This window comes from Microbacterium yannicii (assembly GCF_024055635.1).
Lineage (GTDB): Bacteria > Actinomycetota > Actinomycetes > Actinomycetales > Microbacteriaceae > Microbacterium > Microbacterium yannicii.
In genome coordinates, this window is sequence record NZ_JAMXMB010000006.1 from 39,062 (window position 1) to 61,441 (window position 22,380).

At 70.6% G+C, this 22,380-nt stretch carries 25 protein-coding genes; 20 read left to right on the forward strand and 5 right to left on the reverse strand.

Annotated features, from left to right (window positions below):
• The first annotated feature begins 123 nt into the window (after positions 1-123).
• From NCG93_RS01705 to NCG93_RS01735, 7 genes are all read left to right on the forward strand, one after another.
• Positions 124-1,449, forward strand: coding sequence for an MFS transporter (locus NCG93_RS01705; RefSeq protein WP_194415911.1), 1,326 nt, complete (start codon positions 124-126; stop codon positions 1,447-1,449).
• 42 nt (positions 1,450-1,491) lie between these two features.
• On the forward strand, positions 1,492-3,162 hold the full coding sequence (locus NCG93_RS01710; protein WP_194415909.1) for an amidohydrolase: 1,671 nt from the start codon (positions 1,492-1,494) through the stop codon (positions 3,160-3,162).
• Between the two features lie 14 nt (positions 3,163-3,176).
• Positions 3,177-4,853: a thiamine pyrophosphate-binding protein gene (locus tag NCG93_RS01715; protein ID WP_194415907.1), complete on the forward strand. Its 1,677-nt coding sequence runs from the start codon at positions 3,177-3,179 to the stop codon at positions 4,851-4,853.
• On the forward strand, positions 4,850-5,848 hold the full coding sequence (gene speB / locus NCG93_RS01720) for an agmatinase (protein WP_194415905.1): 999 nt from the start codon (positions 4,850-4,852) through the stop codon (positions 5,846-5,848). Before NCG93_RS01715 ends, speB begins: the two co-directional genes overlap by 4 nt.
• Positions 5,849-5,929: 81 nt before the next feature.
• A complete protein-coding gene (locus NCG93_RS01725; protein WP_206687853.1) occupies positions 5,930-6,391 on the forward strand; it encodes a hypothetical protein in 462 nt (153 codons plus the stop codon).
• A gap of 39 nt (positions 6,392-6,430) precedes the next feature.
• Positions 6,431-7,000, forward strand: coding sequence for a mismatch-specific DNA-glycosylase (locus tag NCG93_RS01730; RefSeq protein ID WP_194415903.1), 570 nt, complete (start codon positions 6,431-6,433; stop codon positions 6,998-7,000).
• Entirely contained in the window at positions 6,997-7,419 is a 423-nt protein-coding gene (locus NCG93_RS01735; RefSeq protein ID WP_252787405.1) for a DUF2809 domain-containing protein, read from the forward strand. Before NCG93_RS01730 ends, NCG93_RS01735 begins: the two co-directional genes overlap by 4 nt.
• A 2-nt stretch (positions 7,420-7,421) precedes the next feature.
• On the opposite strand, the gene NCG93_RS01740 is transcribed toward NCG93_RS01735, so the two are convergent.
• On the reverse strand, positions 7,422-8,150 hold the full coding sequence (locus tag NCG93_RS01740) for an NADPH-dependent F420 reductase (RefSeq protein WP_252787406.1): 729 nt from the start codon (positions 8,148-8,150) through the stop codon (positions 7,422-7,424).
• A gap of 62 nt (positions 8,151-8,212) precedes the next feature.
• Between NCG93_RS01740 and NCG93_RS01745 the strand changes: the two genes are divergently transcribed.
• Entirely contained in the window at positions 8,213-9,187 is a 975-nt protein-coding gene (locus tag NCG93_RS01745) for a L,D-transpeptidase (RefSeq protein WP_194415901.1), read from the forward strand.
• A 54-nt stretch (positions 9,188-9,241) separates the two neighbouring features.
• On the opposite strand, the gene NCG93_RS01750 is transcribed toward NCG93_RS01745, so the two are convergent.
• Positions 9,242-10,468, reverse strand: a complete 1,227-nt coding sequence (locus tag NCG93_RS01750) for an FUSC family protein (protein WP_252787407.1) — start codon at positions 10,466-10,468, stop codon at positions 9,242-9,244.
• A gap of 27 nt (positions 10,469-10,495) precedes the next feature.
• On the opposite strand from NCG93_RS01750, the gene NCG93_RS01755 reads away from it, so the two are divergent.
• Positions 10,496-11,503 carry an aldo/keto reductase gene (locus NCG93_RS01755; protein ID WP_194415900.1) on the forward strand — a complete coding sequence of 336 codons (1,008 nt, stop codon included), beginning with the start codon at positions 10,496-10,498 and terminating at the stop codon, positions 11,501-11,503.
• A 69-nt stretch (positions 11,504-11,572) separates the two neighbouring features.
• Here the strand turns inward: NCG93_RS01755 and NCG93_RS01760 are convergent, their stop codons facing one another.
• On the reverse strand, positions 11,573-13,501 hold the full coding sequence (locus NCG93_RS01760) for a pectate lyase-like domain-containing protein (protein ID WP_194415898.1): 1,929 nt from the start codon (positions 13,499-13,501) through the stop codon (positions 11,573-11,575).
• A 113-nt stretch (positions 13,502-13,614) separates the two neighbouring features.
• Entirely contained in the window at positions 13,615-14,202 is a 588-nt protein-coding gene (locus NCG93_RS01765; RefSeq protein ID WP_194415896.1) for a GNAT family N-acetyltransferase, read from the reverse strand.
• A 49-nt stretch (positions 14,203-14,251) separates the two neighbouring features.
• Between NCG93_RS01765 and NCG93_RS01770 the strand changes: the two genes are divergently transcribed.
• The gene (locus NCG93_RS01770; RefSeq protein WP_252787408.1) at positions 14,252-15,052 is read left to right on the forward strand and encodes a glycosyltransferase family 2 protein; all 801 of its coding nucleotides are present in this window, start codon (positions 14,252-14,254) and stop codon (positions 15,050-15,052) included.
• A 195-nt stretch (positions 15,053-15,247) separates the two neighbouring features.
• Here the strand turns inward: NCG93_RS01770 and NCG93_RS01775 are convergent, their stop codons facing one another.
• Positions 15,248-15,682, reverse strand: coding sequence for a DUF1294 domain-containing protein (locus NCG93_RS01775; protein ID WP_194415894.1), 435 nt, complete (start codon positions 15,680-15,682; stop codon positions 15,248-15,250).
• A 41-nt stretch (positions 15,683-15,723) separates the two neighbouring features.
• Between NCG93_RS01775 and NCG93_RS01780 the strand changes: the two genes are divergently transcribed.
• From NCG93_RS01780 to NCG93_RS01825, 10 genes are all read left to right on the forward strand, one after another.
• Complete coding sequence (locus tag NCG93_RS01780; protein ID WP_194415892.1) at positions 15,724-16,152, forward strand: SRPBCC family protein; 429 nt, start codon at positions 15,724-15,726, stop codon at positions 16,150-16,152.
• A gap of 32 nt (positions 16,153-16,184) precedes the next feature.
• Positions 16,185-16,484 (forward strand): DUF1905 domain-containing protein, encoded by a 300-nt coding sequence (locus NCG93_RS01785; protein ID WP_194415890.1) that lies wholly within the window; start codon positions 16,185-16,187, stop codon positions 16,482-16,484.
• Positions 16,485-16,720: 236 nt separating this feature from the next.
• Entirely contained in the window at positions 16,721-17,110 is a 390-nt protein-coding gene (locus NCG93_RS01790; protein WP_194415888.1) for a prepilin-type N-terminal cleavage/methylation domain-containing protein, read from the forward strand.
• 28 nt (positions 17,111-17,138) lie between these two features.
• Entirely contained in the window at positions 17,139-17,633 is a 495-nt protein-coding gene (locus tag NCG93_RS01795; protein WP_194415886.1) for a prepilin-type N-terminal cleavage/methylation domain-containing protein, read from the forward strand.
• Entirely contained in the window at positions 17,630-18,208 is a 579-nt protein-coding gene (locus NCG93_RS01800; RefSeq protein WP_194415884.1) for a hypothetical protein, read from the forward strand. The genes NCG93_RS01795 and NCG93_RS01800 overlap by 4 nt, the downstream gene beginning before the upstream one ends.
• Positions 18,209-18,249: 41 nt before the next feature.
• Positions 18,250-19,146: a hypothetical protein gene (locus NCG93_RS01805; RefSeq protein ID WP_194415882.1), complete on the forward strand. Its 897-nt coding sequence runs from the start codon at positions 18,250-18,252 to the stop codon at positions 19,144-19,146.
• A complete protein-coding gene (locus tag NCG93_RS01810) occupies positions 19,143-20,000 on the forward strand; it encodes a prepilin peptidase (RefSeq protein ID WP_194415880.1) in 858 nt (285 codons plus the stop codon). The genes NCG93_RS01805 and NCG93_RS01810 overlap by 4 nt, the downstream gene beginning before the upstream one ends.
• A 53-nt stretch (positions 20,001-20,053) precedes the next feature.
• On the forward strand, positions 20,054-21,082 hold the full coding sequence (pilM, locus tag NCG93_RS01815; RefSeq protein WP_194415878.1) for a type IV pilus biogenesis protein PilM: 1,029 nt from the start codon (positions 20,054-20,056) through the stop codon (positions 21,080-21,082).
• Entirely contained in the window at positions 21,082-21,729 is a 648-nt protein-coding gene (locus NCG93_RS01820) for a hypothetical protein (protein WP_194415877.1), read from the forward strand. Before pilM ends, NCG93_RS01820 begins: the two co-directional genes overlap by 1 nt.
• Entirely contained in the window at positions 21,726-22,379 is a 654-nt protein-coding gene (locus tag NCG93_RS01825; protein ID WP_194415876.1) for a hypothetical protein, read from the forward strand. The genes NCG93_RS01820 and NCG93_RS01825 overlap by 4 nt, the downstream gene beginning before the upstream one ends.
• The last annotated feature ends 1 nt before the right edge of the window (position 22,380 follow it).

Below are 22,380 nucleotides of genomic sequence, written 5' to 3' on the forward strand. Positions count from 1 at the left end.
AGTGCGCGTGAAGCCGCACAGAACGCCAGTCGATCGGCGCTGCTGCTGGAGTTCTGCGCTTGCCCGCGGCATCCGTCGTCCCTAGCATCGCTCCCATCCCGACACATCCGCAAAGGAGCGGTCATGACTACCACCACCACCAGCAGGGCGCGGCGCGCCGGCATCGCCGCGTTCGTGGGGACCACCATCGAGTGGTACGACTTCTACGTCTACGCGACCGCCGCCGCGCTCGTGTTCGGACCGCTGTTCTTCCCGAGCGGGGACCCGCTCGCCGAGACGGCGGCGGCGTTCGCCACCTTCGCTGTGGCGTTCCTCGTCCGCCCGCTCGGCGGCATCATCTTCGGGCACATCGGCGACAAGCTGGGGCGGCGCGTCTCGCTCGTGATCACGCTGCTGCTGATGGGCATCTCGACGGTGCTGGTGGGCTGCCTGCCGACGTACGAGACGATCGGCATCGTCGCTCCGATCCTGCTGATCCTGCTGCGCGCGATGCAGGGCCTCGCCGTCGGCGGCGAGTGGGGTGGCGCGGTGCTGATGAGCGTCGAGCACGCGCCCGAGGGCAAGAAGACCTTCTACGGCGGCTTCACGCAGCTGGGGAACCCCGCGGGCGCGCTGCTGGCGTCGGGCATGTTCGCCATCATGTCGCGCTGGGGCGAGGACTTCATCATGAACGGCGGCTGGCGCATCCCGTTCCTCCTGTCGATCGTGCTCGTCGCCGTCGGCTTCTGGGTGCGCTACCGCGTCGAGGAATCGCCGGTGTTCGAGCAGAAGGTCGAGGGTCGCAAGCAGAGCATGCCGCTCGCCTTCGCACTGCGCGTCAACTGGAAGCCGATCCTGCTCGGCATCGGCCTGCTGCCGATCTCGACCGGCGGCTACTACCTCGCGACGACGTTCGCGACCGCCTATGCGACGGGCGAGCCGATCAGCATGAGCCCGCAGCTGATCCTCGACGCCATGACGATCGCGTCGTTCATCGAGTTCGTGGTGACACTGCCGGTGGCGTGGCTGGGCGACAAGTGGGGCCGCAAGAACGTCATGTACATCGGTCTCGTCACCTCGGTGCTCACGTTCGTGCCGTTCATGCTCGTCCTGCCCGGCAAGATCGAGCCCATCATCTTCCTGCTCGCCTCGCTCGTGCGCATCGCGATGAGCTTCACGTACGCGCCGATCGCCGCCATCCTGGCGCAGATGTTCCGCCCGCAGGCCCGGTACACGTCGATCGCGCTCTCGTACGGCGTGGGTGCGGCGATCTGGGCCGGCTTCTCGCCCTGGTTCGCGACGCAGCTGATCGCGTGGACGGGCAGCGTCTGGTCGGTGCTCGCGATGTTCACCGGCATGGCGCTGATCGCCGGGCTGTGCACCTGGCTCGCTCCGCAGCACTCCGACGAGGCGCCGGTGACGGACTCGTTCACCCCGCGCACCGACACGACGACGGCGCGCACGGCCTGACCGGCCGCGTCGCCCGGCACGTCCCCGACCACCGAGGAAGACATGCGAAAGCTCGCCCCGTTCGACCGCCCCGCGCAGCAGACCCCGCTTCTGCTGACGTCCGCCGCGATCCACACCGTCGACGCGCTCGACCGGACCGCCACCGCGATGCTGATCGATCGCGGGCGGATCGTCGCGGTCGGCACGGCGGACGAGGTCCGGGATGCCGCGGCCGCCGCGGGTCTCGTCCCCGAGCTCGTCGACCTCGGCGATGCGGTGGTCGTGCCGGGATTCGTCGACGCGCACGCCCACCCGCTCATGTACGGGCAGCTGATGACCTGGGTCGACTGCGGACCGGAGAAGGCGGCCGGCATCCCCGAGATCGTGGCGCTGCTGCAGGCCGCCGCCGCGGACCTGCCGGAAGGGCGCCCGGTGCGCGGGTACGGCTATGAGCACCGCAACCTGGCCGAGCAGCGGCATCCCACCCGGTTCGAGCTCGACGAGGTCGCGAGCGATCGCGAGGTCTACCTCATGAACGCGTCGGGCCACGGCGGCGTGGTGAACTCATACACGTTCGCGCAGAACGGCGTCGACCGCGACACCCCGAACCCCGAGGGCGGCGAGTATTTCCGAGACGCGGATGGCGAGCTCACGGGCGAGATCTCGGATGCCGCGTGCAACATGCTCACGGGAGTGCACGGGGTGAAGATCGGGCACCACGGACCGAACTTCCACCTCGCCGACGAGCCGGAGGAGCACCTGCGGCAGCTGGACGCCGCGACGCAGCGCTTCCTCGCCGGGGGCGTGACCACGCTCGGCGACGCGCAGGTCTCGCGACGCGAGTTCGACATGTACCTGCGGCTCGCGGAGGCGGGGCGGCTCGAGCTTCGGGTGTCGATGTACCTTTTGTCGCACCTGCTCGACGAGGCGCTCGAGATGGGTCTCGTCGGCCAGTTCGGCAATGCGCACCTGAGCTTCGCCGGCATCAAGCTGTACGCGGACGGCACGCTCGGCGGGTGGACGGCGTACTTCCCCGACGGCTACGTCGGAGATCCCTGCCGCACCGGCCAGCTGTACCACGAGCCGGCCGAGTACGCCGAGCTCATCCGCAAGGCGCACGCGGCAGGGCTGCAGACAGCGACGCACGCGCAGTCGCCGACCGCGATCGAGATGGTGGTCTCGGCGATCGAGGCGGCGCTCGCGGAGCGGCCCGACGCCGATGCGCGCCATCGCATTGAGCACTGCGGGCTCCCGACACCGGAGCAGATCCGGCGCATGGCGGCAGCCGGCATCCGTCCCGTCAACCAGACGCAGCACTACTTCAACTGGGGCGAGGGCGTAGAACAGGCGATCGGAACGCCGGGGGAGCGGTTCAACCCGCTCGGTGAGTTCGCGGCCGCGGGCGTGCCGTTCACGATCTCGTCGGACGCGCCGGTCGCCGAACCGATCCCACTGGAGGCGATCCAGACCGCCGTCACGCGGGTCACTCGCCGGGGGCACAAGCTCGGGCCGGACGACCTGCGCGTGTCGGCACGCGCTGCGCTGCGCGCGCACACGTACGAGGGTGCGGTGTCGCTCGGCCGAGAGGACGACCTGGGCTCGCTCGAGCCCGGCAAGTACGCGGACTTCGCGGTGCTCGGGGGCGACCCGTTGGTCGCGGATGCGGCCGAGATCTCGCAGATCCCTGTGCTCGAGACGTGGGTCGGCGGCGTGCGCCGGTTCCCGGCATCCTGAGGCGAGGGGGAGACATGGACCCGAACGACACGAGCGCGGCGCCGTATGCCGACACGACGGGCCGGGCGGTGCTCGAGACGGTGCGCAACTACGGTGTGACCGCCGTCTTCGGCATTCCGGGCACGCACAACCTCGAGCTGTACCGGCCGCTCACCGACCTCGGCATCCGTGCGGTGACGAATCGACACGAGCAGGGGTCGGGGTACGGCGCGGACGGGTGGGCGCAGCAGACGGGACTGCCGGGCGTCGTGATCACCACCTCCGGGCCGGGCCTGCAGAACGCGATGAGCGCGATCGGCACGGCGTTCTGCGAGTCGCGGCCGCTGCTGGTGATCTCGCCGGGGGTGGCGCTCGGCGCGGAGTTCCGCGACGTCGGCACCCTCCACGAGACGAAGGACGCCACGGCGATGGTCGGGGCGATCGCGGAGTGGTCGCGCCGCGTGACGAGCGGGACGGATGCCGTCGACGCCGTGCACGACGCGTTCGCGCTGTTCCGCACCGGGCGCCCGCGGCCGGTGCACATCGAGATCCCGCTGGACGTGCTCGAATCGCCTGCCGAGGTGCCCGCGGCCGCGCGCGCCGCCCGGCCTGCGCCGGCACCCGCGCGCGGGGACGCGGCGGCGGTGCGCGAGGCGGCCGCCCTGCTCTCGGGCGCCGAGCGCCCCGTGATCGTCGCGGGGGGTGGCGCGACGCGCGCCGGTCGCAGTCTCACGGCGCTCGCCGAGCGCCTCGGCGCGCCCGTGCTCACGACGCTCAACGGCAAGGCGACCGTCGACGAGCATCACCCGCTGTCGCTGGGGTCGAACCTGAGCCTCGCGGCAGCCCGTGCGGTCGCCGAGGACGCCGACGTGCTGCTCGTCCTCGGCTCGAAGCTGGGCGAGGCCGAGCTGTGGGCACCCGTGCTGGAGGCGCGCGGCGCGGTCGTGCGCGTCGACATCTCTGCGGCACAGCTGCATAAGAACCTCGATGCGACGGTGGGGATCGCGGGAGACTGTGCCGCCGTGGTCGAGGATCTCCTGGCCGCCCTGCCCGCCGCGGCGCGGCCCGTGCGCGACCTCGAGGCGGACCTCGACGCAGTGCGCGCCGCGATCGCCGACGAGACCCGAACGATCCTCCCCGAGACCGTGGCGCTCGCCGAGACGATCGCGGCGGCGCTGCCGCGCGACGCGATCGTGGCCGGCGACTCCTCGCAGATCGTGTACATGGCGCTGGCCAGCGTGCTGCGCCAGTCCCGTCCGCACTCGCTGCTGTACACGCCGACGTACGCGACGCTCGGTTACGGCCTTCCCGCCGCGATCGGCGCCCGCGTCGCCCAGCCCGCCGACGATGGCCGCCACGTCGTCGCGGTGGTCGGCGACGGTGCGCTCATGTTCTGCGTCAACGAGCTGGCGACCGCGGTCGAGCAGCGTCTCGATCTCACGGTCGTCTGCGTGGACAACGGCGGATACGCCGAGATCAAGCAGAACGAGCTGGATCGCGGCATCCGTCCCATCGGTGTCGATCTCGTGCAGCCAGACTGGGTCGCGCTCGCGAACGCGTTCGGGGCGACAGGCCGTCGCGCCGAGACACCGGACGAGGTCGAACCTGCGCTCGTCGCGGCGATCGCGGCCGGCGGCGTGCAGCTGGTGCACCTCGCTCAGACCATCGGCGCCCAGAGCGCCGGCCCCGCCACCCCGAGAGGTGAGTCATGACCGAGCACGACGAGAATCCGCAGCCCCACACGCCGGTCGGTCCGGTCGATGCCTCGGTGAACCCCCGCTACGCGGGCATCGCCACGTTCGTGCGACTCCCGCGTATCGAAGACGTGCCGCGCGCCGACATCGCGATCGTCGGCATCCCGTTCGACACCGGCGTCAGCTACCGTCCCGGCGCGCGCTTCGGCCCGTCGCACGTTCGCGAGTCGTCGCGGCTGCTGCGTCCGTACAATCCGGCGCAGGACGTGTCGCCGTTCGCCGAGGCGCAGGTCGTCGACGCGGGCGACATCCCGGCGAATCCGTTCGACATCAGCGCCGCCGTCGCCGAGATCGAGCAGGCTGCGGTCGATCTGGGCTCGCGGGTCGAGCGCATCGTCACGGTCGGCGGCGATCACACGATCGCGCTGCCGCTGCTGCGGGCGGTGAACCAGAAGCACGGCCCCGTCGCGGTGCTGCACTTCGACGCGCACCTCGACACGTGGGACACGTACTTCGGCGCACCCATCACCCACGGCACGCCGTTCCGGCGCGCGAGCGAGGAGGGTCTGATCGACCTCACCGCGAGCTGCCACGTCGGCACGCGCGGGCCGCTGTACTCGAAGCAGGATCTCGACGACGACGAGCGCCTGGGGTTCTCTATCGTCTCGAGCGTCGACATCGAGGAGCGGGGCATCGAGGCGGCGATCGAGCGGGTGCGGCGCCGCGTCGGCGACCGGCCGCTGTACATCTCCATCGACATCGACGTGCTCGACCCCGCGCACGCACCCGGCACCGGAACACCCGAGGCCGGCGGCATGACGAGCAGGGAACTGCTCCGGATGCTGCGTGCCCTGAGCGATCTCGACATCGTGGGCGCTGACGTGGTCGAGGTGTCGCCGGCGTACGACCACGCGCAGCTGACGGGCATCGCCGCGAGTCATGTCGTCTACGAGCTCGTCACGCTCATGGCCGCCCGGATCGGAGCGGCCCGCAACGGCGGAGAGCCGGGCTAGCGCGGTCCACCGTCGTCTGCAACCCCCTCCACGCGAGGCCGCGTGCGGCCCAGGGTGGAAGGACATGCAGAGGAGGACGCTATGAGCGGCTATGCAGAGGATCCGCGGACCCCGGACGAGACGATCGCCGGCGACACGATGACCGGCGCGAGCACGGGTGCGACGCGTGATGCGACGAGCGGAGTCACGCCGGGTGAGACGCCGACCGCGATGACGGGAGCGACGGCAGGGGCCACGGCGGGAGCGACCGCAGATGCCCACGAGTACAGCGCCACGACGGATCACGACGTGATCCGTCAATGGGCCGAGGACCGCCACGCGACCCCGGCGACCGTCGGCGGCGAGGACGGCGACGGCATCGTCGGCGAGCTGCGCCTGGACTTCGACTTCGGCAACGACCTCGAAGACCTGCGGGCCGTCACCTGGGAAGAGTGGTTCGCGGCGTTCGACCAGCGCGGAGACCAGTTCGTCTACCAGGAGACGACGCGCCCCGACGGGTCGCGCTCGAACGACTTCCACCTGGAGGAGCGGCAAGCCCGCTGATCAGAATCGGCCGGCAGCGCGGTGCGCGAGACTGGACGCATGGGTTTCACGCGCGCCGAGCTGCAGTCGTTCCGCGGGCGCAGCATCCCCGATCTGATGCCCCCGCATCCGCGGCTCGTGTTCGTCGGGATCAACCCGGGACTGTGGACCGCGGCGACGGGTGTGCCCTTCGCGCATCCGGGTAATCGCTTCTATCCGGCGCTCGTCGCGGCGGGCATCATTCCGCGGATGCCGCAGATCGACGCCGACGGCATCGCAGAGGCCGACCGGCGGATGATCCTGGACGCCGGCATCGGCATCTCGAGCGTCGTGCGCCGCGCCACCGCCCGCGCGGACGAACTCAGTCGCGACGAACTTCGCGAGGGTGCCGAACGGCTCGCTCGCGATGTCGAGGACTGGCAGGCCCGGGTCGTCGCCGTCGCCGGGCTCACGGTCTATCGGCAGGGTTTCGAGCGGCCCCGTGCGGTGGCCGGGCGTCAGCCGGAGCGCCTCGGCGGTGCGGAGCTGTGGGTGGTCCCGAACCCGAGCGGTCTCAACGCTCACGCCACGGTCGCCAGCCTTGCGGCCGCGTACGCCGAGCCCGCCCGGGCGGCGGGGATCCTCGCGTGAGCGCGGAGGAGCAGATCGGCACGCGCGCGCCGTCGAGCGTTCCCCGCAGGGTGACCGCGGGCGTGCTGCTGATCCTCACGATCGCGGCCGGTCTGCTCGTGCATGGCGCGCTGCCCGATGCGGCTGCCACCGACATCGCTGGCGACGCTCTCTACGCCGTCGCCGCCTATCTGGCTGTCGTGCTGATCGCGCCGCGGCTGCCGCCCGTCGCTGCGGGAGCGATCGCCGCGGCGTGGTGCACGGCCGTCGAGCTGTTTCAGCTGACCGGCCTGCCGCTCGCGTGGGGCGCGCAACTCCCGCCCGTCATGCTGGTGCTCGGCACCGTGTTCGACGCGCGGGATCTGGTCGTGTACCTCGCCACCATCGCGCTCGCCGCGGCGCTGGACGTCGGAATCCGCGCGATCCTGCACCGCCGCTGAGGTCAGGAGGCGGCATCCGTCCCCGTCAGCGCTCGGCGGGCGCGGGCGACGACGATGCCGCGCTGCGACGTGGGGAAGCGGTCGAGCATCGCGCGCAGCTCCTCCGCATCCACGTCGGCGCCGAAGGCTTCGGCGCCCGGCTCGAGCATGATGCCCGCGGCCAGGGGACCTGCGTGCACCGCATCGAAGCCGAGATCATCGACGAGCCCCATGACGGCAGCCACACCGGCCGCGTCGTCGCCGGCTACCGCGATGGCCTTGCGTCCGGGCGAGCCGGCGGGGCCCGCCTCTTCGTCGAGATCGCGGTAGCCCATGTGGTTGAAGGCTTTCACCACCCGCGCCTGCGGCAGGAATCGCTGCACCGTCTCGCTGGTCGAGGTGCGCAGGTCGCCGAGGTCGGCGCGCAGTCCGTCCACCTCCCACCAGTAGTTCATCGCGTCGATCACGAGCTTTCCGTTGAGTGCCTCGACGGGCAGCGTCCGGTGCTGCGGCAGGGGAAGAGCGAGCACGACCGCGTCGGCGTCGCGTGCGACGGCGGATGCCTCGGCCGCGACGGCTCCCGGAGCCACGGCCCCGATCGTGGCGGCGACGCGAGCGGGGTCTCCCGATCCGGCGACGAGCACGCGGTATCCGGCGGCGATCGCCAGGCGCGCCAGTACCTGGCCGACGCGACCGGCGCCGATGATGCCGAGCACCCGGATCGGGGGGCGGGTCTCCTCGTCGGTGCTCACCGCCTCAGGCTAGCCACCGGCGTGCGGTTGCGGCATCCGCCATCGACACCGACGATGGGGGAATGGGGGATGCCGAGACAGACGGCCCGGCGGCGGTCGAGCCTGATGCGCCGCAGGCGCAGAGGCCGCAGGCGCCCTCGCGTCGACCGCGGAGCGCGTGGCTCGTCAGCGTGCTCGCCGCTGTCCTGATCGCGGGCGGCCTCGCGGCGGTATGGCTGCTGCGGCCGCCCATGACCGAGGCATCCGCTCCTCCGCCGTCACCGACCCGCTCGGCGACGGCGGCACCCCGCCCCACGCCCACCCCGACGCCGACGCCGACCGGTTTCGCCGCGAATACCGCCGCCTACGACGTGGCGGCGCTGCCGCAGGTGAACGTGTTCGCGGTGGTTCCGGGCCTGCCGGTCGACGACGCCGCGTTCACGACGCCGCTGCCCGAGCAGGCGGTCGCGCTCGGCAGCGGGGCGCCGATCTGGGCCGACCCGACCGCGCAGCCGGTGGCGTACCTCCCGCACGAGTTCGCCTACGACGGCACCGCAGTGCCCGTCGTCGAGGAGCAGGAGCACTGGGTGAGGGTGCTCCTCACCGGACGCCAGGCCGTGCCGTCGCAGGGCAACCCCGCCCAGGTCACCGGCTGGCTGCGCAAGGGCGACGTCCAGCTCGCACCGAGCGACGCGAGCGTCGTGGTGAGCATCTCGGCCCGCACGATCGACATCGTCCGCGCGGGGGTGGCGGAGCGGATCGCGACCGACTTCGGGTGGGGTCAGGACGGCACACCGACGCCGCTCGGGCGCTCGTTCATCATGACGACGCGGGTGGTGCCCGAATACGGGTACACGCGCGGATACCCGATCGTCTACCTGTCGGTGCAGTCGCCCACCCTCGACGGCTTCGGAGGAGCGGATGCCGCCGTCGTGGCCTTCCACTACCACGACGCCCGTTCGGGGCCGATCTCGAACGGGTGCCTCCGGGTCGACCCGACCGCCATCACGAAGCTCTCGGAGCTGCCTCTCGGAACGCCCGTGATCGTCAACCCCTGAGCAGCGCGACCCCGGAGATCCCGGGGAGCGTGGGAATCCCGACGCCGATCCCGATCAGACGAACGGTCGAGTGACGTCGATGATGCGGCGCAGACACAGCTCGACCGCCGCGCCCGCCGCCGGCTCCGTGCGCCTGCCGGCAGCGGGTGTGCCCAGCGCGCTCTGGTACTCGGCAAGGGCCTCGCTCGCGCCGCGGAAGCGGTCGGATGCCCCGGGGTCGCCGAGCGGAGTGGCGATGAGGTCGGCGGACTCCCGGATCGCGTGCGCGAGGCGCTCGCGCACGGTATCGGTGGACGCGACGTCGTCGGAGGCCTGCAGCCCGACCAGCAGGTCGATGAGCTCACGGGTGAGGAAAGCCGTGCGCTCGAGAGCGGCCATGCGGCGCGCGTTCTCCTCCCGCTCCTCCTGGTGGCGCCGGCGGCGAGGATTCGCACGGGCGCTCTCGTCGGCTTCGTCGACCACCTCGGTCACCGCCGATCGCGTGTGGCCGAGATCGTCCAGCGCGGCGCGGAAGCGGTCGGGGTCCAGCCGGTCGTCAGCCACGGCCTCGGCGGCGTCCCGCAGCAGCGTCGTGACGGCGTCGCGCAGCGCCGAGAGCCGCTCGCTCGCGCGGCGGAGGTACAGGGGAGGCACGACGATGAGGTTCACCGCGATGCCCACGACGACGCCGAACGCCGTCGTGCCGAGGTAGGAGATCGAGAACCCCTCGGGATCGCCGCCCGCGGCGAGCAGCACGAACAAAGCCGCCAGCGCCACCCAGTCGGCGCCGGCGCCGAGCACTCGCCATCCGCCGAGCAGAACGCCGACGCCGATCACGACACCCAGCACTACGCCGCCCGGAACCCCCAGCCGGAGCGCCGCGATGCCACACAGGCTGAGCGCGATGCCCAGGGCGAGTCCCGCCAGGACCTGCACGCCCACCTGCGCGGAGCGGGCGATCGTCGGGTGCATCGTGACGAGAGCGCCGAGCGGAGCGTAGTAGGAGTACTGGTCCTCGGTGAACGGGATGAGCGGCGCCAGATACCACGCCAGCACCGCTGCCAGAGAGGTCTTGATGGCCAGCAGCAGGCGCGGCTGATCGGCGAGTCGCGCGGTGTACGAGACGGCGCGGCGCAGCCGCGGAGTGTGCTCGGCGATGGCGGCCTCCAGAGGTGGGTCGCAGGCAAAAGTACCCGCTGGCGTGACCGTGCGTACCGGACTTGCGCCCACCGGCGCCTGCGGGTAGCCGGGAGGCCTCGTCGACAGGGTCGAGCTCTCCGCGCCGTGGGATGCTGGAGTCACCCTCGCTCCGCACCTCGAAGGATCCTCATGCAGCAGCGCGCACTCGGCCGTACCGGACGCTCGGTCTCGGCCATCGGCCTCGGCACCTGGCAGCTCGGCGCCGATTGGGGCGCGGTGTCGGAGGAGGACGCGACCGCGGTGCTCGCGGCATCCGTCGACAATGGCGTCACCCTGTTCGACACCGCCGATGTCTACGGCGACGGGCGGAGCGAGTCGATCATCGGCCGGTTCCTCGCCGCACGTCCGGATCACGGCATCACCGTCGCGACCAAGATGGGCCGGCGCCTGGCGCAGGAGCCCGAGAACTACACGCCCGAGAATTTCCGCGCGTGGACCGACCGCTCGCGCACTAACCTGGGCGTCGACACGCTCGATCTCGTGCAGCTGCACTGCCCGCCGACCGCGGTGATCGAGGCCGACGCGACGTACGACGCCCTCGACGACCTCGTCGCCGCCGGGGCCATCGCCGCGTACGGCGTGTCGGTGGAGACCTGCGCACAGGCGCTCGCTGCGATCGCCCGGCCGAACGTCACGAACGTGCAGATCATCTTCAACCCGTTCCGCCTCAAGCCGTTCGATGAGGTGCTGCCCGCGGCCGAAGCGGCGGGCGTCGCCATCTTCGCTCGTGTGCCGCTCGCGTCGGGGCTCCTGTCGGGCAAGTACACGACTCACACGACGTTCGCCGCCGACGACCACCGCACCTACAACCGTCACGGCGAGGCGTTCGACCGCGGCGAGACGTTCTCGGGCGTCGACTTCGAGACCGGTGTCGCCGCGGCGGCGGAGCTCGCGGCTGCGCTGCCGGACGGGGTTCCGCTGCCCGCCGCGACGCTCGCCTGGATCGCGGCCCAACCGGGCGTGACGAGCGTCATCCCCGGCGCGCGCAACGTGCGCCAGGCCGAGGCGAACGCGGATGCGGCCGCCCTGCTCGACGCCTCCGGTGCGGAGACGGGCTTCGACCTCGCCGCGTTCGATCGCCTCGTGCGCGCTGTCTATGACCGTGACCTGCGTGAGGCCATCCACCCGCTCTGGTGACTCCGTTCGAATGACGGATGCCCCAGCCCGGCGTGAATCGCCGGGGCCGGGGCATCCGTCTTCCTCGCCTTACGGCAGCGGGTAGTCCACGACGAACTGCGGCGTGCCGGTGTTGCCGCTGTCGGCCTGCCCGCCGACCCCGTTCACGACGTGCTGGACGGTGCCGGCCGAGAGGTTCACCGTCATGATGTGGTGCAGTCGCACGCCCGGCGTCTCCGGCACCTCGAACCCGTCGGCCGTGAGGATCGACGGGTTGTTCTGGTTGAAGACGTACACGCCGGCACCGTCGAGGCGGTGCGTCGAGACGTCGTCGTCCACCTTGTAGCCGGGGTAGCCGAGCGTGCCGTCCGGCTGCGTCCAGTCAGCCTGCGTCGGCGGGTCGTACGGCAGCTCGTTCTGGTAGAGCACGACGCGGCCGTTCTCGCCGTCCCAGAGGGTGTTGTACGTCTGGAAGTGCTCGACGAACAGACCGGTCGCCGTGACGTCGTCGCCATTGACGATGACGCCGTTCGTGCCGGTGTTGGCCTGCCACCGGTCCGTGTCGCCGTTCACGCCGTCGGTGAACCCCTCGACGCCATGGTCGCCGCGCCACACCCAGGTGTGGTCGATCAGCACGTCGTCGGCGTTCACCTCGAGCGCCGTCGTCGCCTTGCCGATGTGCGGACCGCCGACGCGGAAGTAAACGTCGCTGAGCGTGATCGGATTGGCGGCGTCGAGCTTCTTGTTGCCGCGTGGCTCGCCCACGCGCAGCAGCGCCGGCGACAGCTTGGTGCCGGCGTCGATGGTGACGCCCGCGACCACGATGCCGTCGGCATCCTTCACCTCCAGCGGCACCGCACCGCCCACGGCGGTGAGGGTCGCGTGCCCGAGTCCGAGCACCACGGTGTTCGCGCGCTTCACCTTGATCGTCTGGGCGATGTCGTACACCCCGGGCGTCAGGATCAGGTGCTGGCCGCGCGCGAGCGCGTTGTTGATGTCCTTCACCGAGTCTGCCGGGGTGGCGATGAAGAAGTCGGTGATCGGGATGGTGCGTCCCGCCGTCTCACCGTCGCCCCAGCTGACGCCGCGTGAGTCGTGCTGCGCGGCAGGCACGCGCACGTTGTATCGGCCCTCGTCGTCGACGTACAGGTACGGCTTCTCGCGGCTGACCGGCGTCGTGCCGAGCGTCGTGTACGGCGGGTCGGGGAACGCCGCGTCGTCGGGGGCGCCGACGACGCCGGCGAACACCTGGTTCCAGACGGCGTTCGACCAGTTCGCGACTTCGCTGTTGCGGATGAGCCACTGCTGCTGCGAGCCGTTGATCACGTTCGGCAGCCGCGAGTCGGCGATGAATCCGCCGCTCGCATACTGCGGGCCGGCGGTGCAGTAGTCCATCAGCGACAGGTTGCCCCCCGAGACGTCGAGACGTCGCATCGAGACGGCCTGCGACACGGCCCAGAAGTCGGTGCCCGTGCGGCAGCCGCGGTCGGCCGCCTGGATGTCGATCGACAGGTTGGCGATCGTGCGCCAGAAATTGACGAGCGCGAGACAGTTGCCCGTGCCGCCGTCGGCCAGGCACCGGTTGTAGACCTCGACAGCGCCGTGGACGGTGACGTCCTCGGGCGAGGCCCCGAGGCCGGCGATCTCGGTGTAGTAGCCGACCTTCACCTGCAGGGGATCGGCCGCCGAGCCGTAGTCGCCGGGCAGGAAGTAGACCGCCTGGCGCGCGGTGCTCATCTCGGCGTCGACCTGCTGCGCGTGGAGGGCATCGAGACCTGCCCGGATGTCGGCGATCGGCGTCTCGGGCGAGTAGATGGTGACGTTCGGACCGAAGTCGGGGTGGAACGGGTCGACCGTCCGTGGTGGTGCGGCCTCGGCCGGGGCGGCGAGCAGTGCCGTCGCGATGAGCGCGGTGCCGGTGGCGAGCGCGGCGATGCGTGCGGTGAGGCGGCGGGCGGAGGGGGCGGAGCGCGCGGAGGGAGCGCGAGGCGACAGCAGGCGGGGAACGGGGGCGGGCATGGGGAGAGTCCTCTCCGTTGAGGGATGACCGCGGCGGCCTGCCGCTTACTTACCGGACTGTAACCAAACGTGGGAGCGGTCTCAAGCACGAATGTCGTGAGCGCGGTTACCCGTCAGAAGTCGAGCCGCATGACGAGTCGCCGCTTCGTCGGATGCGACACCTCGCGGAACCCGGCAGCCAGGAAGGGCCCGAGGGGTCCGACGTTGAGTTCGTCCCAGGTGACGTTGCCGCCGCCGGTCAGCAGCGGGTAGCCCTCGACGGCCGTCGCGCCACGCGAGCGCGCGTGCTCCGCCGCCGCTGCCACGAGCGGATACGTCAGGCCCTGGCGGCGGTAGCCCTTGCGCACGATCATGCAGGGGATGGCCCAGACCGTGTCATCGTCCGGGTCCTCCTCACGTCCCTGCCACGGAACGGGCGACCCCCGAACGCGTCCGTAGACGCCGCGTCGGTCCACGGCACACCATGCGACGGGCTCGTCGCCGTGGTAGGCGACGATGCCGATCGTCTCCGCCGAACGCGGATCGTCGCAGTGGGTCTCGGCACGCAGGATGGCGCCGCGCTCCGATTCGGGCATGTACCACCAGTCGCGATCGCCCAGGCGCTGACGCTGGCACTGACAGCGCCCGGCGACGCCCGTGAGGATCACCTGCAGGTCATCCCACGACGCCTCATTGGCGGGCACGACGCGCAGTCCGTCCATGTCGGCAGGGTAGCGCCGCCTGCCGACAGCGCGGGAGTAGGGTGACGATGTGCCCCTCGCCCCTCGCGTCGCCGTGGTCATTCCGTGCCGGAATGATGCGGATTACCTCGCAGCGTGCCTGGCTGCGCTCGCCGCGCAGACGCACCCGGCCGACGTCGTGATCGTCGTGGACAATGCGAGCACGGATGCCTCCGCCGCGGTCGCCCGCTCTCATGACGCGGTCGTCGTGCACGAGTCGTCGATCGGCATCTGGCCGGCAGCCGCGCGCGGTTACGACGAGGCGCTCGAGCGAGCCGACATCATCGCGCGGCTCGATGCGGACTCGCGCCCGCACTCGGACTGGATCGCGACCCTGGTGCGCGCGTTCGTCTCCGACCCGACGCTGGGCGTCCTCACCGGCGGGGCCGAGTTCTACGGCGGCACGCCGCTGCAGAACTACCTCGGCGAGCGCTGGTACATCGGCGGCGGGCACTACTGGATCAAGAAGTGGCTCGGCATCCCGCTGGTGTTCGGGTCGAACTTCGCCATGCGGGCCCGCGTGTGGGAGCGGGTGCGGGAGCACGTCGACCGGCAGAACGCCCGCATCCACGACGACCTCGATCTGACCATCCGCCTGCGTCCGTCCGACGGCGTGCGCTACGACCCGCAGCTGCGGATGCCGGTGTCTGCTCGCCCGGTGCAGACCCTGTCTGGCCTGTCTCGCCGCGTGTTCAAGGTCGCGTCGACGTTCGCGGTGAGCTGGCCGGAGGGCGCCAAGTGGCGGCGTGCCGACCTGTCGCCGACGAATGCCGAGCCCGCCGCCGAGTGGATCCGCGACGGGGACGACTGGGCGCCTGGCTACGGTCGCTGACCCCGCCGCGCTGCCTCGTACGCTCGACGCGTTTCGTCTTCGGGCGCTGGAGCGTCCTTCGCTCAACGACCAGGGGCAAAGGTTCCGGTCGTTGAGCGAGCGAGGAACGAGCGAGACGAAACGCCCCGGAGCGACGAGCAACCCCGGTCCCCGGTCGCTGAGCCTGTCGAAGCGCGCCGCACCCCGCGCACCGCGTCAGAAGCCGAACACGCCACCCGCGACGAGGTACACGTAAACCCCCAGCAAGAGGACGTTGACTGCGACCGTTCCCCAGAACACTCGGCGGAAGGACCGCTTGCGTGTCTTGTGGCGGAAGAGCTGCTGCGCCACGATCGCTCCGGGCCACCCGCCGATGAGCCCGAGCAGGAGCAGCGTCTGTTCCGAGATGCGAGCCGCGCCGCGTCGGGCTGCCGATTTGTCGATGCCGTAGGCCGCGAACGCGACGAGGCTCGCGGCGCCATAGAGGACGGGCACCCACCACGCCAGGCCCCACACGAGGTACGCGATGGCGATTCCGACGGCGAAGACCAGCAGCGCGATCCAGCTCAGCGCCGGTGGCAGCGGTTGGGAGAGGTCGCGGCCCGGGCGGTCCGGCGTGGCGAGGGGTGGCCGGGGGCGCGCGTTCGACATGCGCTTGATCCTATGGGGGAGGCTCGGCGTACGGTGTCAGCATGCACGAGCTCACCGAAGAGGCGCTGGTCGCGGCATCCGTCGATGTCGTGTGGCGCGAGTTCACGCTCGCCGACCTGCTCGCCGAATGGTTCTGGCCACCCCGCTTCGAGTCCACTGCCGTGGTGGAGCTCCGGGAGCTGGGTCGCTGGGAGGTGCGGTCGGTGCCCGCCGACCTCGCCGTCGAGGCGACGGTGCTCACGTTCGAGGCGCCGCGCACGCTGCGGCTGGCGTGGCGATGGGCCGGGGAGGAGCACGCGACCGACGTCGAGATCGACCTGCGGCCGGCAGCGGATGCCGCGACCCGCGTGATCGTGCGGCACTCCGGGTTCACGAGCGGCGAGGAGCGCGACCAGCACGTCGACGGCTGGTCGAGCTGTCTGCAGCGCCTCGTGGATCGGCACGGCGGGCCGCCGGGTGAGCATCTGTGACGGGTGTCGCCTGCGGGCGGTAGCGTCGCAGGGTGATCATCGAGTTCGACAGCGATGTGTTCCGCTGGGCTGCGCGGGAGGACTCCGCGTGGTTCTTCACGGCCGTGCCGTCGGAGCTCGGCCATGAGATCCGCGAGATCCCGCGGCCGTATCGCGGGTTCGGCTCGGTGCGCGTGCGCGCCCGCATCGGCGGCACCGAGTGGGCCACGTCGATCTTTCCGCTGGCCGAGACCGATTCGTACGTGCTGCCGCTCAAGAAGGCCGTGCGGGATGCCGAGCAGCTCGTCGACGGCGGTCCGGTGACCGTGCGCCTGGAGGTGCTCGACGGGTGATCAGGTCGACTGCCTCGCGGCGCTCCAGTCCTGAGTGTTTGCTTGCACAACAATGAGCAAATCCGCATTGACACGGTTGAGGCGTCCGCTCATGCTCGTGGGGGAAGGATTCGCCGGTACCACGGGTCCTTTCCCGTTCGAATGAGACCCGTGCCTTCGAGCGGCTGGGATACCCCCGAGGCGGTCGTCTCGTCGGTTCGATCGGGCATCGAAAGACTGCGAGGGGGCATCGCACGATGCGCAGCTTCACCGAGATATATCGCGACGCGGAGATAGCACGTCGTCGGACTGACGAGGGTGAGTCGGGCTTCTCGCTCATCGAGCTCATCGTCGTCGTCGTGATCCTGGGGATTCTGGTCGCCATCGCGATCCCTGTCTTCATCGGGTTGCAGCAGCAGGCCGGCAGAAACGCCGCGCTCGCCGCGGCGGCGAACGGTGCCACCCAGGTCGCTTCTCAGATCGCCGCGGGCACGGATCCGGTCGCGCCGGAGGACAACGACGAGTTCACCTATGCGATCGTCGGCGCTGTCGCCACCGTCGATCAGGTCTGCGTGTCGGCCACGAGCGCATCGTTCACTGCGCTCGCGGGCCCCGGTTGCACGAATCCCGGCATCGTGGGTGAGTGAGGGCGGCCCGACCGACTGATCCGGAACGATGGTCGTTCCCATCGCCCCTCGCCACCCGGCTCCGGCGGGCCGGGGGGTCGACGACGGGCAGCAGGCGGGCTTCAGCCTGGTGGAGATGATCGTCGCGATGTTCCTCCTCGCGGTGCTGGCACTGGCCGTGCTGCCCCTCCTCATCGGGGTGACGCGGTCCGGGGCTGTCAATGAGCAGGTCGTTGCGGCCAATGCGCTGGCGGCGGGCCGGCTCGCCACGATGCGGAACGCCTTTCCCGACGACGGTGACAATGCGTGCGAGGGCGGCGCCGGCAGCGTGCGCGACTCGGTGCAGGTGGATGTGCCTGAACCCGAGTCGGGCCTGCTCTCCGCGGTCCATGTCGGTTCCTGCCCGCCGGTGTTTCCCGGCACGGTCGTCGTCACCTCGTGCGTGTACGAACAAGACGCTTCGCCCGCCGCGGATCCGGCATCGCCATGCCCGCGGTCGAACTCACTGGCGACGCTCGTGACGAGAGTCGTCGTCACGTCATGACGCCCGTCCTCCGCCGCCGAGGGGTCGCCGACGACGGTGGCGTCACCCTCATCGAACTGATCATGTACGTCGGCCTTGCGGCAGTCGTCCTCGGACTGATGACCGCACTCTTCACCACGGGCTGGCAATCGCAGGCCGCGACGACGGAGAGCGACAGCCTGACGGGCCGCGCCGCGGTCACGAACGAGACGCTGCAGAGCGGCATCCGCAGCGCCAGCTGGTTCGCGGTGACCGACGATGGCGGCACGCTGCGCGCCCGTGTGCTCATCGACAGCGGCAGTTCGGAGTGCCGCGCATGGGTCGTGACGGGGGAGGGCGATCTGCTCTACCGAACGAGCCCGGCGCCGATCGACGTTGCGCCCGCACGCGAGGCATCGGCAGGCGAAGCGCCGGCCGGGTGGGTCTCGCTCGTGCACCGCGAATCCACCGATGGACTGCCCGTCCGAGTCACCGGCGCGTTCGAGGCGGACGCCCGCGAGCTGCGCTATCACGTCACGCTCTCGTCCCAGGGATCGAGCGTCCCACTGGTCGGGGGCGCGACGAGCGCAGGCGGCGTCGGAGGTGCGCCGTGCTGAGGGCTGCGCGTCGGGATCGTCAGCCCGACGATGCGGGTTCCATGCTGATCGTCGTGCTCGTCGTGATGCTGGTGCTCTCAATGGCCGGGCTGGCGCTCGCGGTCATCGTGACCGAGACCACCGGCGCGCTCGTCGGCAACCGCGACGTCGCCGAAGCTCGTGCCGCAGCCGATGCGGGCATCGCGGCTGCCGTTGCGACGGCGCGCAGTGCCGACGGTCCCTGTGGTATCGAGACAAGCGCATCGGATCCGCAGTATTCGGCGGAGTCGGAGTGCGGCGACGGAGCCGTGACGTTCACGTCGACCGGGACCGGGTCCGCCGGTGCGGTGACGGTGACCGAAGCCGTCTATCTCATCCCCTGGGTCGACTACTCCTTCGACGCGGCGGAGTGGCCGGGGTGGGACGCGCCTGTGCGGGGCGCGTGCGACTTCCCTGCGCTCCCGCCCGCCGACGCCGTCGCAGAGATCGAAGAGCTCACAGAGCCGACGGTGATCGACCTCCGGAACTGCGGACGCATCGACCTCGACGGTGTCGAGCTCGAGATTCAGACCGACGTCGCTCTCATCGTCGACGGGCTCAGCGGCAGGAACCTGACGGTGCGCTCAAGCGACGGGGTCGACCACGCCTTCCACATCATCGCCCCCGACGATACGGTCGACCAGCAGCCCACATGTCCCGACGAGAGCCGCTCGATCTCCTTGCGGAACGTCTTCCTCGACGAGAAGGTATCCGGTCAGGTGTACTCTCCGTGCACCATCACGCTCGGCCGGCGCTTCGCCCCGGTCTCGCGCTGGAACGGCCAGGTCTACGGTGGAGAAGTGGATTGGATTGGGAGCACACCGCCGTCCTTGATCCTGGCGGAACGGTCCGTCGACGTCCCCGGCCTCAGCCTCGCGCCCACCCTGGGGCCGATCGTGTCGCAGCGTGATGTGCGATGACGGCGGGCTCCGTCGTCGTCCCGGTCCTCGTCCTCGCCGGTATTCTCGGCCTTGTCATCGGGTCTTTCCTCAACGTGGTGATCGTCCGTGTGCCGGCGGGAGTGCCGCTGACCCGGGAGAGCCGCTGCCCGCGGTGCGACGCACGCGTGACGCCGCCGCAGAACGTGCCGGTGGTGTCATGGATCGCCCTGCGCGGCAGGTGCGCATCGTGTGGAGAACCGATCTCTGTGCGCTACCCGCTCGTCGAGGTCCTCACAGGCGGGGCCTTCATCGGCGTCGCGTGGCTCTTCGGGGCGTCAGTGTTCCGGACGGACGCGCCCGCCTCCGCCGGCATCGGCGGCGCATGGGTCGGGGCTGCGCTCGTCGTCGTCGCGTTCCTCTATCTCGCCGCGATCAGCGTCGCGCTGACTTTCATCGACCTGGACACGCACCGTCTCCCGAACACCATCGTGCTTCCGAGCTATGCCGTCGCCGGCATCCTCTTCACGCTGGCATCTGTGTCGGGTCACGATTGGCCGGCGCTGCTCCGCGCCGCTGTCGGCGGCGCGGTGCTCTACGGGTTCTATCTGCTGCTGCGATCGATCCGCCGCGGTGGCATGGGAGGAGGCGACGTCAAGCTCGCGGGGGTGCTCGGCATCTACTTGGGGTGGCTGGGGTGGGGACCCCTCACGGTGGGCACCTTCGCCGCGTTCCTCCTGGGGGGTATGTTCGGAATCATCCTGCTGGCGTTCCGGCGTGCGGGCCGCACGAGCGCGATCCCGTTCGGCCCGTGGATGCTCGCCGGGGCGTGGGTGGGAATCCTCTTCGGGGAGAGGATCGCAACGTGGTATTTGGGGCTCGTCGCGGGGACATGATGCAGCGACACGCCGAGGTCAGGGACGACACGGCGCAGGGGAGGTGAGGGACGATGGCCGGCACGCTGGTGGGACTCGAGATCACCGAGCAGAGCGTGCGCGCGGTCGAGGTGACATCGGGCCGCGCCCCGAGGCTGGTCGCGGCGGGCGAGGTGCCGCTGCCCATCGGCGCCGCGAAGGACTCCGAGGTGCTCGACCCCGATGCGGTATCGGTGGCACTCCGCCAACTGTGGCTGCGCGCGGGCATCAAAGGGCGCCAGGTCGTGCTCGGCATCGGCAGCCGCCGCGTTCTGGTTCGCGAGTACACCACTCACGCCCTGCGTCCGGATCTGCTGAAGCAGGCCCTTCCGTTCCAGGTGCAGGACCTGCTCCCCGTGCCGGCGCATCAGGCGGTCCTCGACTTCTATCCGGTGTCCCAGGAAGGCGACCAGGTGAGCGGCCTGCTCGTCGCTGCGGTGTCGGAGACGGTCGAGGGGCTGATCGCAACGATGACGAAGGCGAGGCTGCGGGTCGATTCGGTCGACCTCGTGCCGTTCGGGCTCGCTCGCGTCGCCCGAATCCTCGGCGCGCCGGGCAAGACCGTCGCCATGCTTCATGTCGGCGACCACACGACCTACGTCGTCATCGCGGTGGACGGCATTCCCCGTTTCGTCCGCATCATCCCCATCGACGTCCTCACATCCGCTGCACGAGCACGCGCCCAGCGCATCGTCGCAACGGATGCGAACGGCCAGATCTTCGAGACCGTGCCGACGCCGACGCCCACGCCGCGCGGGCGGGCGGCGACCCGCATGGCGAACGGCCAGGATCCGTCGATCGCCGACCTGGTATCGCGGCTGCGGAGCACCATTGCGTTCTACGGCAATCGCGCCGGCTCGACTGCGGCCACGGAGGTGTTCCTGAGCGGGGCCGGCGCCGCCGCTCCCGGCGTCAAGGACGCACTGGCGGACGCGCTCGATGCGCAGGTACGGACGATCCGGGTCGACGAGGTACTGAAGACCGACGCGTCGACCGCGGCGGCCGACGAGTTCGGCATGGATCTGATCGCCACGATCGGCGTGACGCTCAGGGAGGGCTACTGATGGCACGCGGTGCGCCCACCACGACTCTGTCAGGGATCCCTCGCGTCGATCTCACGCCACGGGTCGAGATCCAGCGCCGCGATCGCGCCAGGATCCTCCGTGCATGGGGTTGGGCGCTGGTCGCAGCGCTGATCGCCCTGCTGGTGATCCTCGCCGTCACCCTGTATCTGAACTGGGTCGCCGTCAACGAGCTGGCCGCGGAGCAGGCCCGCACCGACGCCCTCCTCACTGAATCGGCCGAGCTGTCCGAGGTGAGCGTCGCGCTCGGCACCCAGCGCGACCTCGAGGATTTCCGCGCCGACGCGATGGCGTCCGAGCTCGACTGGTCGTCGCTGTACGCGACGCTGAACGGTGTCCTGCCTGCGGGGGCAGTGATGACAGCTTTCGACCTCGAGGTGGGTGGCGCCCCCCTCGAAGACGAGGAGCCCACCGAGCAGACGGGGCTGCGGGGACAGCTCACCGTGACGAGCCCGACGCCCGTCGAGATCGCGGGCCTGATTCGCGCCTACCGGGCGCTGCCCGGGGTCATCGGCGCCGACGGGTGGGAGGTCTCCTCCTCGGCGGGCGACGGGGTCTACACGAACCAACTCACGATCGAGTTCGATCAGTCGGTCTACACCGGGGCGTATGCCGGAGGGCAGGGATGATGCAGAAGCAGTTCATCAACGTCGTCGGAACGGTCGTGGTGGCTGCCGTGCTGGCGGCGGGGATCCTCCTGATCGGAATGCCGGTCTACTTCCAGTCGCTTGCCACGAGCGCACAGACAAGACTCATCTCCCAGAACAACGATCTGTATCAGAGCCAAGTCGACCTGCTGAACGAGGAGGATGGACGCCTCGACGAGATCAACGCCGATGTCGCCGTGCTGCGGACCCAGATCCCAGCTACGGCTCAGACGGAAGACCTCTTCGAGATCGTCGCGAGTGCTGCCGCCACAGCCGGTGCGACAGTGCTCGCCGTGAACGCACTCGAGCCCGTGCCATGGACCACACGCACCGGGCCCGAAGACACCGGCGCCGTCGATCTCGGCGCCGATTCCGAGCCGAGCGGGCCGAGGAGCGAGGGGTCCGCGGATGCCGCTGCCGATCCAGGCAGGGGGACGGCTGAGGCGCCGGAGCTCCAGGTCGCCGTATCCATCTCTCTCGCGCTCGACGATCCGGCTCAGGCGGCGGCGTTCCTGGATGCGCTCGGGATGGGCCCGCGTCTGCTGGCCGTGACCGAGACGATGATGGAGTCCGTGCAAGACGGCTATCATCTCGACGTGCAGGCGCTCGCGTTCGTGCGGACGGAGGAGTGAC

Excerpts from the sequence above, each read along its gene's own strand:
- NCG93_RS01780 (WP_194415892.1), top strand. The coding sequence starts at position 15,724 with ATGCACGAGCTCACCGAAGAGGCGCTGGTCGCGGCATCCGTCGATGTC.
- NCG93_RS01705 (WP_194415911.1), top strand. The coding sequence starts at position 124 with ATGACTACCACCACCACCAGCAGGGCGCGGCGCGCCGGCATCGCCGCG.
- NCG93_RS01810 (WP_194415880.1), top strand. The coding sequence starts at position 19,143 with ATGACGGCGGGCTCCGTCGTCGTCCCGGTCCTCGTCCTCGCCGGTATT.
- NCG93_RS01820 (WP_194415877.1), top strand. The coding sequence starts at position 21,082 with ATGGCACGCGGTGCGCCCACCACGACTCTGTCAGGGATCCCTCGCGTC.
- NCG93_RS01775 (WP_194415894.1), bottom strand. The coding sequence starts at position 15,682 with ATGTCGAACGCGCGCCCCCGGCCACCCCTCGCCACGCCGGACCGCCCG.
- NCG93_RS01760 (WP_194415898.1), bottom strand. The coding sequence starts at position 13,501 with ATGCCCGCCCCCGTTCCCCGCCTGCTGTCGCCTCGCGCTCCCTCCGCG.
- speB (WP_194415905.1), top strand. The coding sequence starts at position 4,850 with ATGACCGAGCACGACGAGAATCCGCAGCCCCACACGCCGGTCGGTCCG.
- NCG93_RS01795 (WP_194415886.1), top strand. The coding sequence starts at position 17,139 with ATGGTCGTTCCCATCGCCCCTCGCCACCCGGCTCCGGCGGGCCGGGGG.
- NCG93_RS01755 (WP_194415900.1), top strand. The coding sequence starts at position 10,496 with ATGCAGCAGCGCGCACTCGGCCGTACCGGACGCTCGGTCTCGGCCATC.
- NCG93_RS01725 (WP_206687853.1), top strand. The coding sequence starts at position 5,930 with ATGAGCGGCTATGCAGAGGATCCGCGGACCCCGGACGAGACGATCGCC.
- pilM (WP_194415878.1), top strand. The coding sequence starts at position 20,054 with ATGGCCGGCACGCTGGTGGGACTCGAGATCACCGAGCAGAGCGTGCGC.
- NCG93_RS01790 (WP_194415888.1), top strand. The coding sequence starts at position 16,721 with ATGCGCAGCTTCACCGAGATATATCGCGACGCGGAGATAGCACGTCGT.
- NCG93_RS01715 (WP_194415907.1), top strand. The coding sequence starts at position 3,177 with ATGGACCCGAACGACACGAGCGCGGCGCCGTATGCCGACACGACGGGC.
- NCG93_RS01825 (WP_194415876.1), top strand. The coding sequence starts at position 21,726 with ATGATGCAGAAGCAGTTCATCAACGTCGTCGGAACGGTCGTGGTGGCT.
- NCG93_RS01745 (WP_194415901.1), top strand. The coding sequence starts at position 8,213 with ATGGGGGATGCCGAGACAGACGGCCCGGCGGCGGTCGAGCCTGATGCG.
- NCG93_RS01765 (WP_194415896.1), bottom strand. The coding sequence starts at position 14,202 with ATGGACGGACTGCGCGTCGTGCCCGCCAATGAGGCGTCGTGGGATGAC.
- NCG93_RS01730 (WP_194415903.1), top strand. The coding sequence starts at position 6,431 with ATGGGTTTCACGCGCGCCGAGCTGCAGTCGTTCCGCGGGCGCAGCATC.
- NCG93_RS01800 (WP_194415884.1), top strand. The coding sequence starts at position 17,630 with ATGACGCCCGTCCTCCGCCGCCGAGGGGTCGCCGACGACGGTGGCGTC.
- NCG93_RS01710 (WP_194415909.1), top strand. The coding sequence starts at position 1,492 with ATGCGAAAGCTCGCCCCGTTCGACCGCCCCGCGCAGCAGACCCCGCTT.
- NCG93_RS01805 (WP_194415882.1), top strand. The coding sequence starts at position 18,250 with ATGCTGATCGTCGTGCTCGTCGTGATGCTGGTGCTCTCAATGGCCGGG.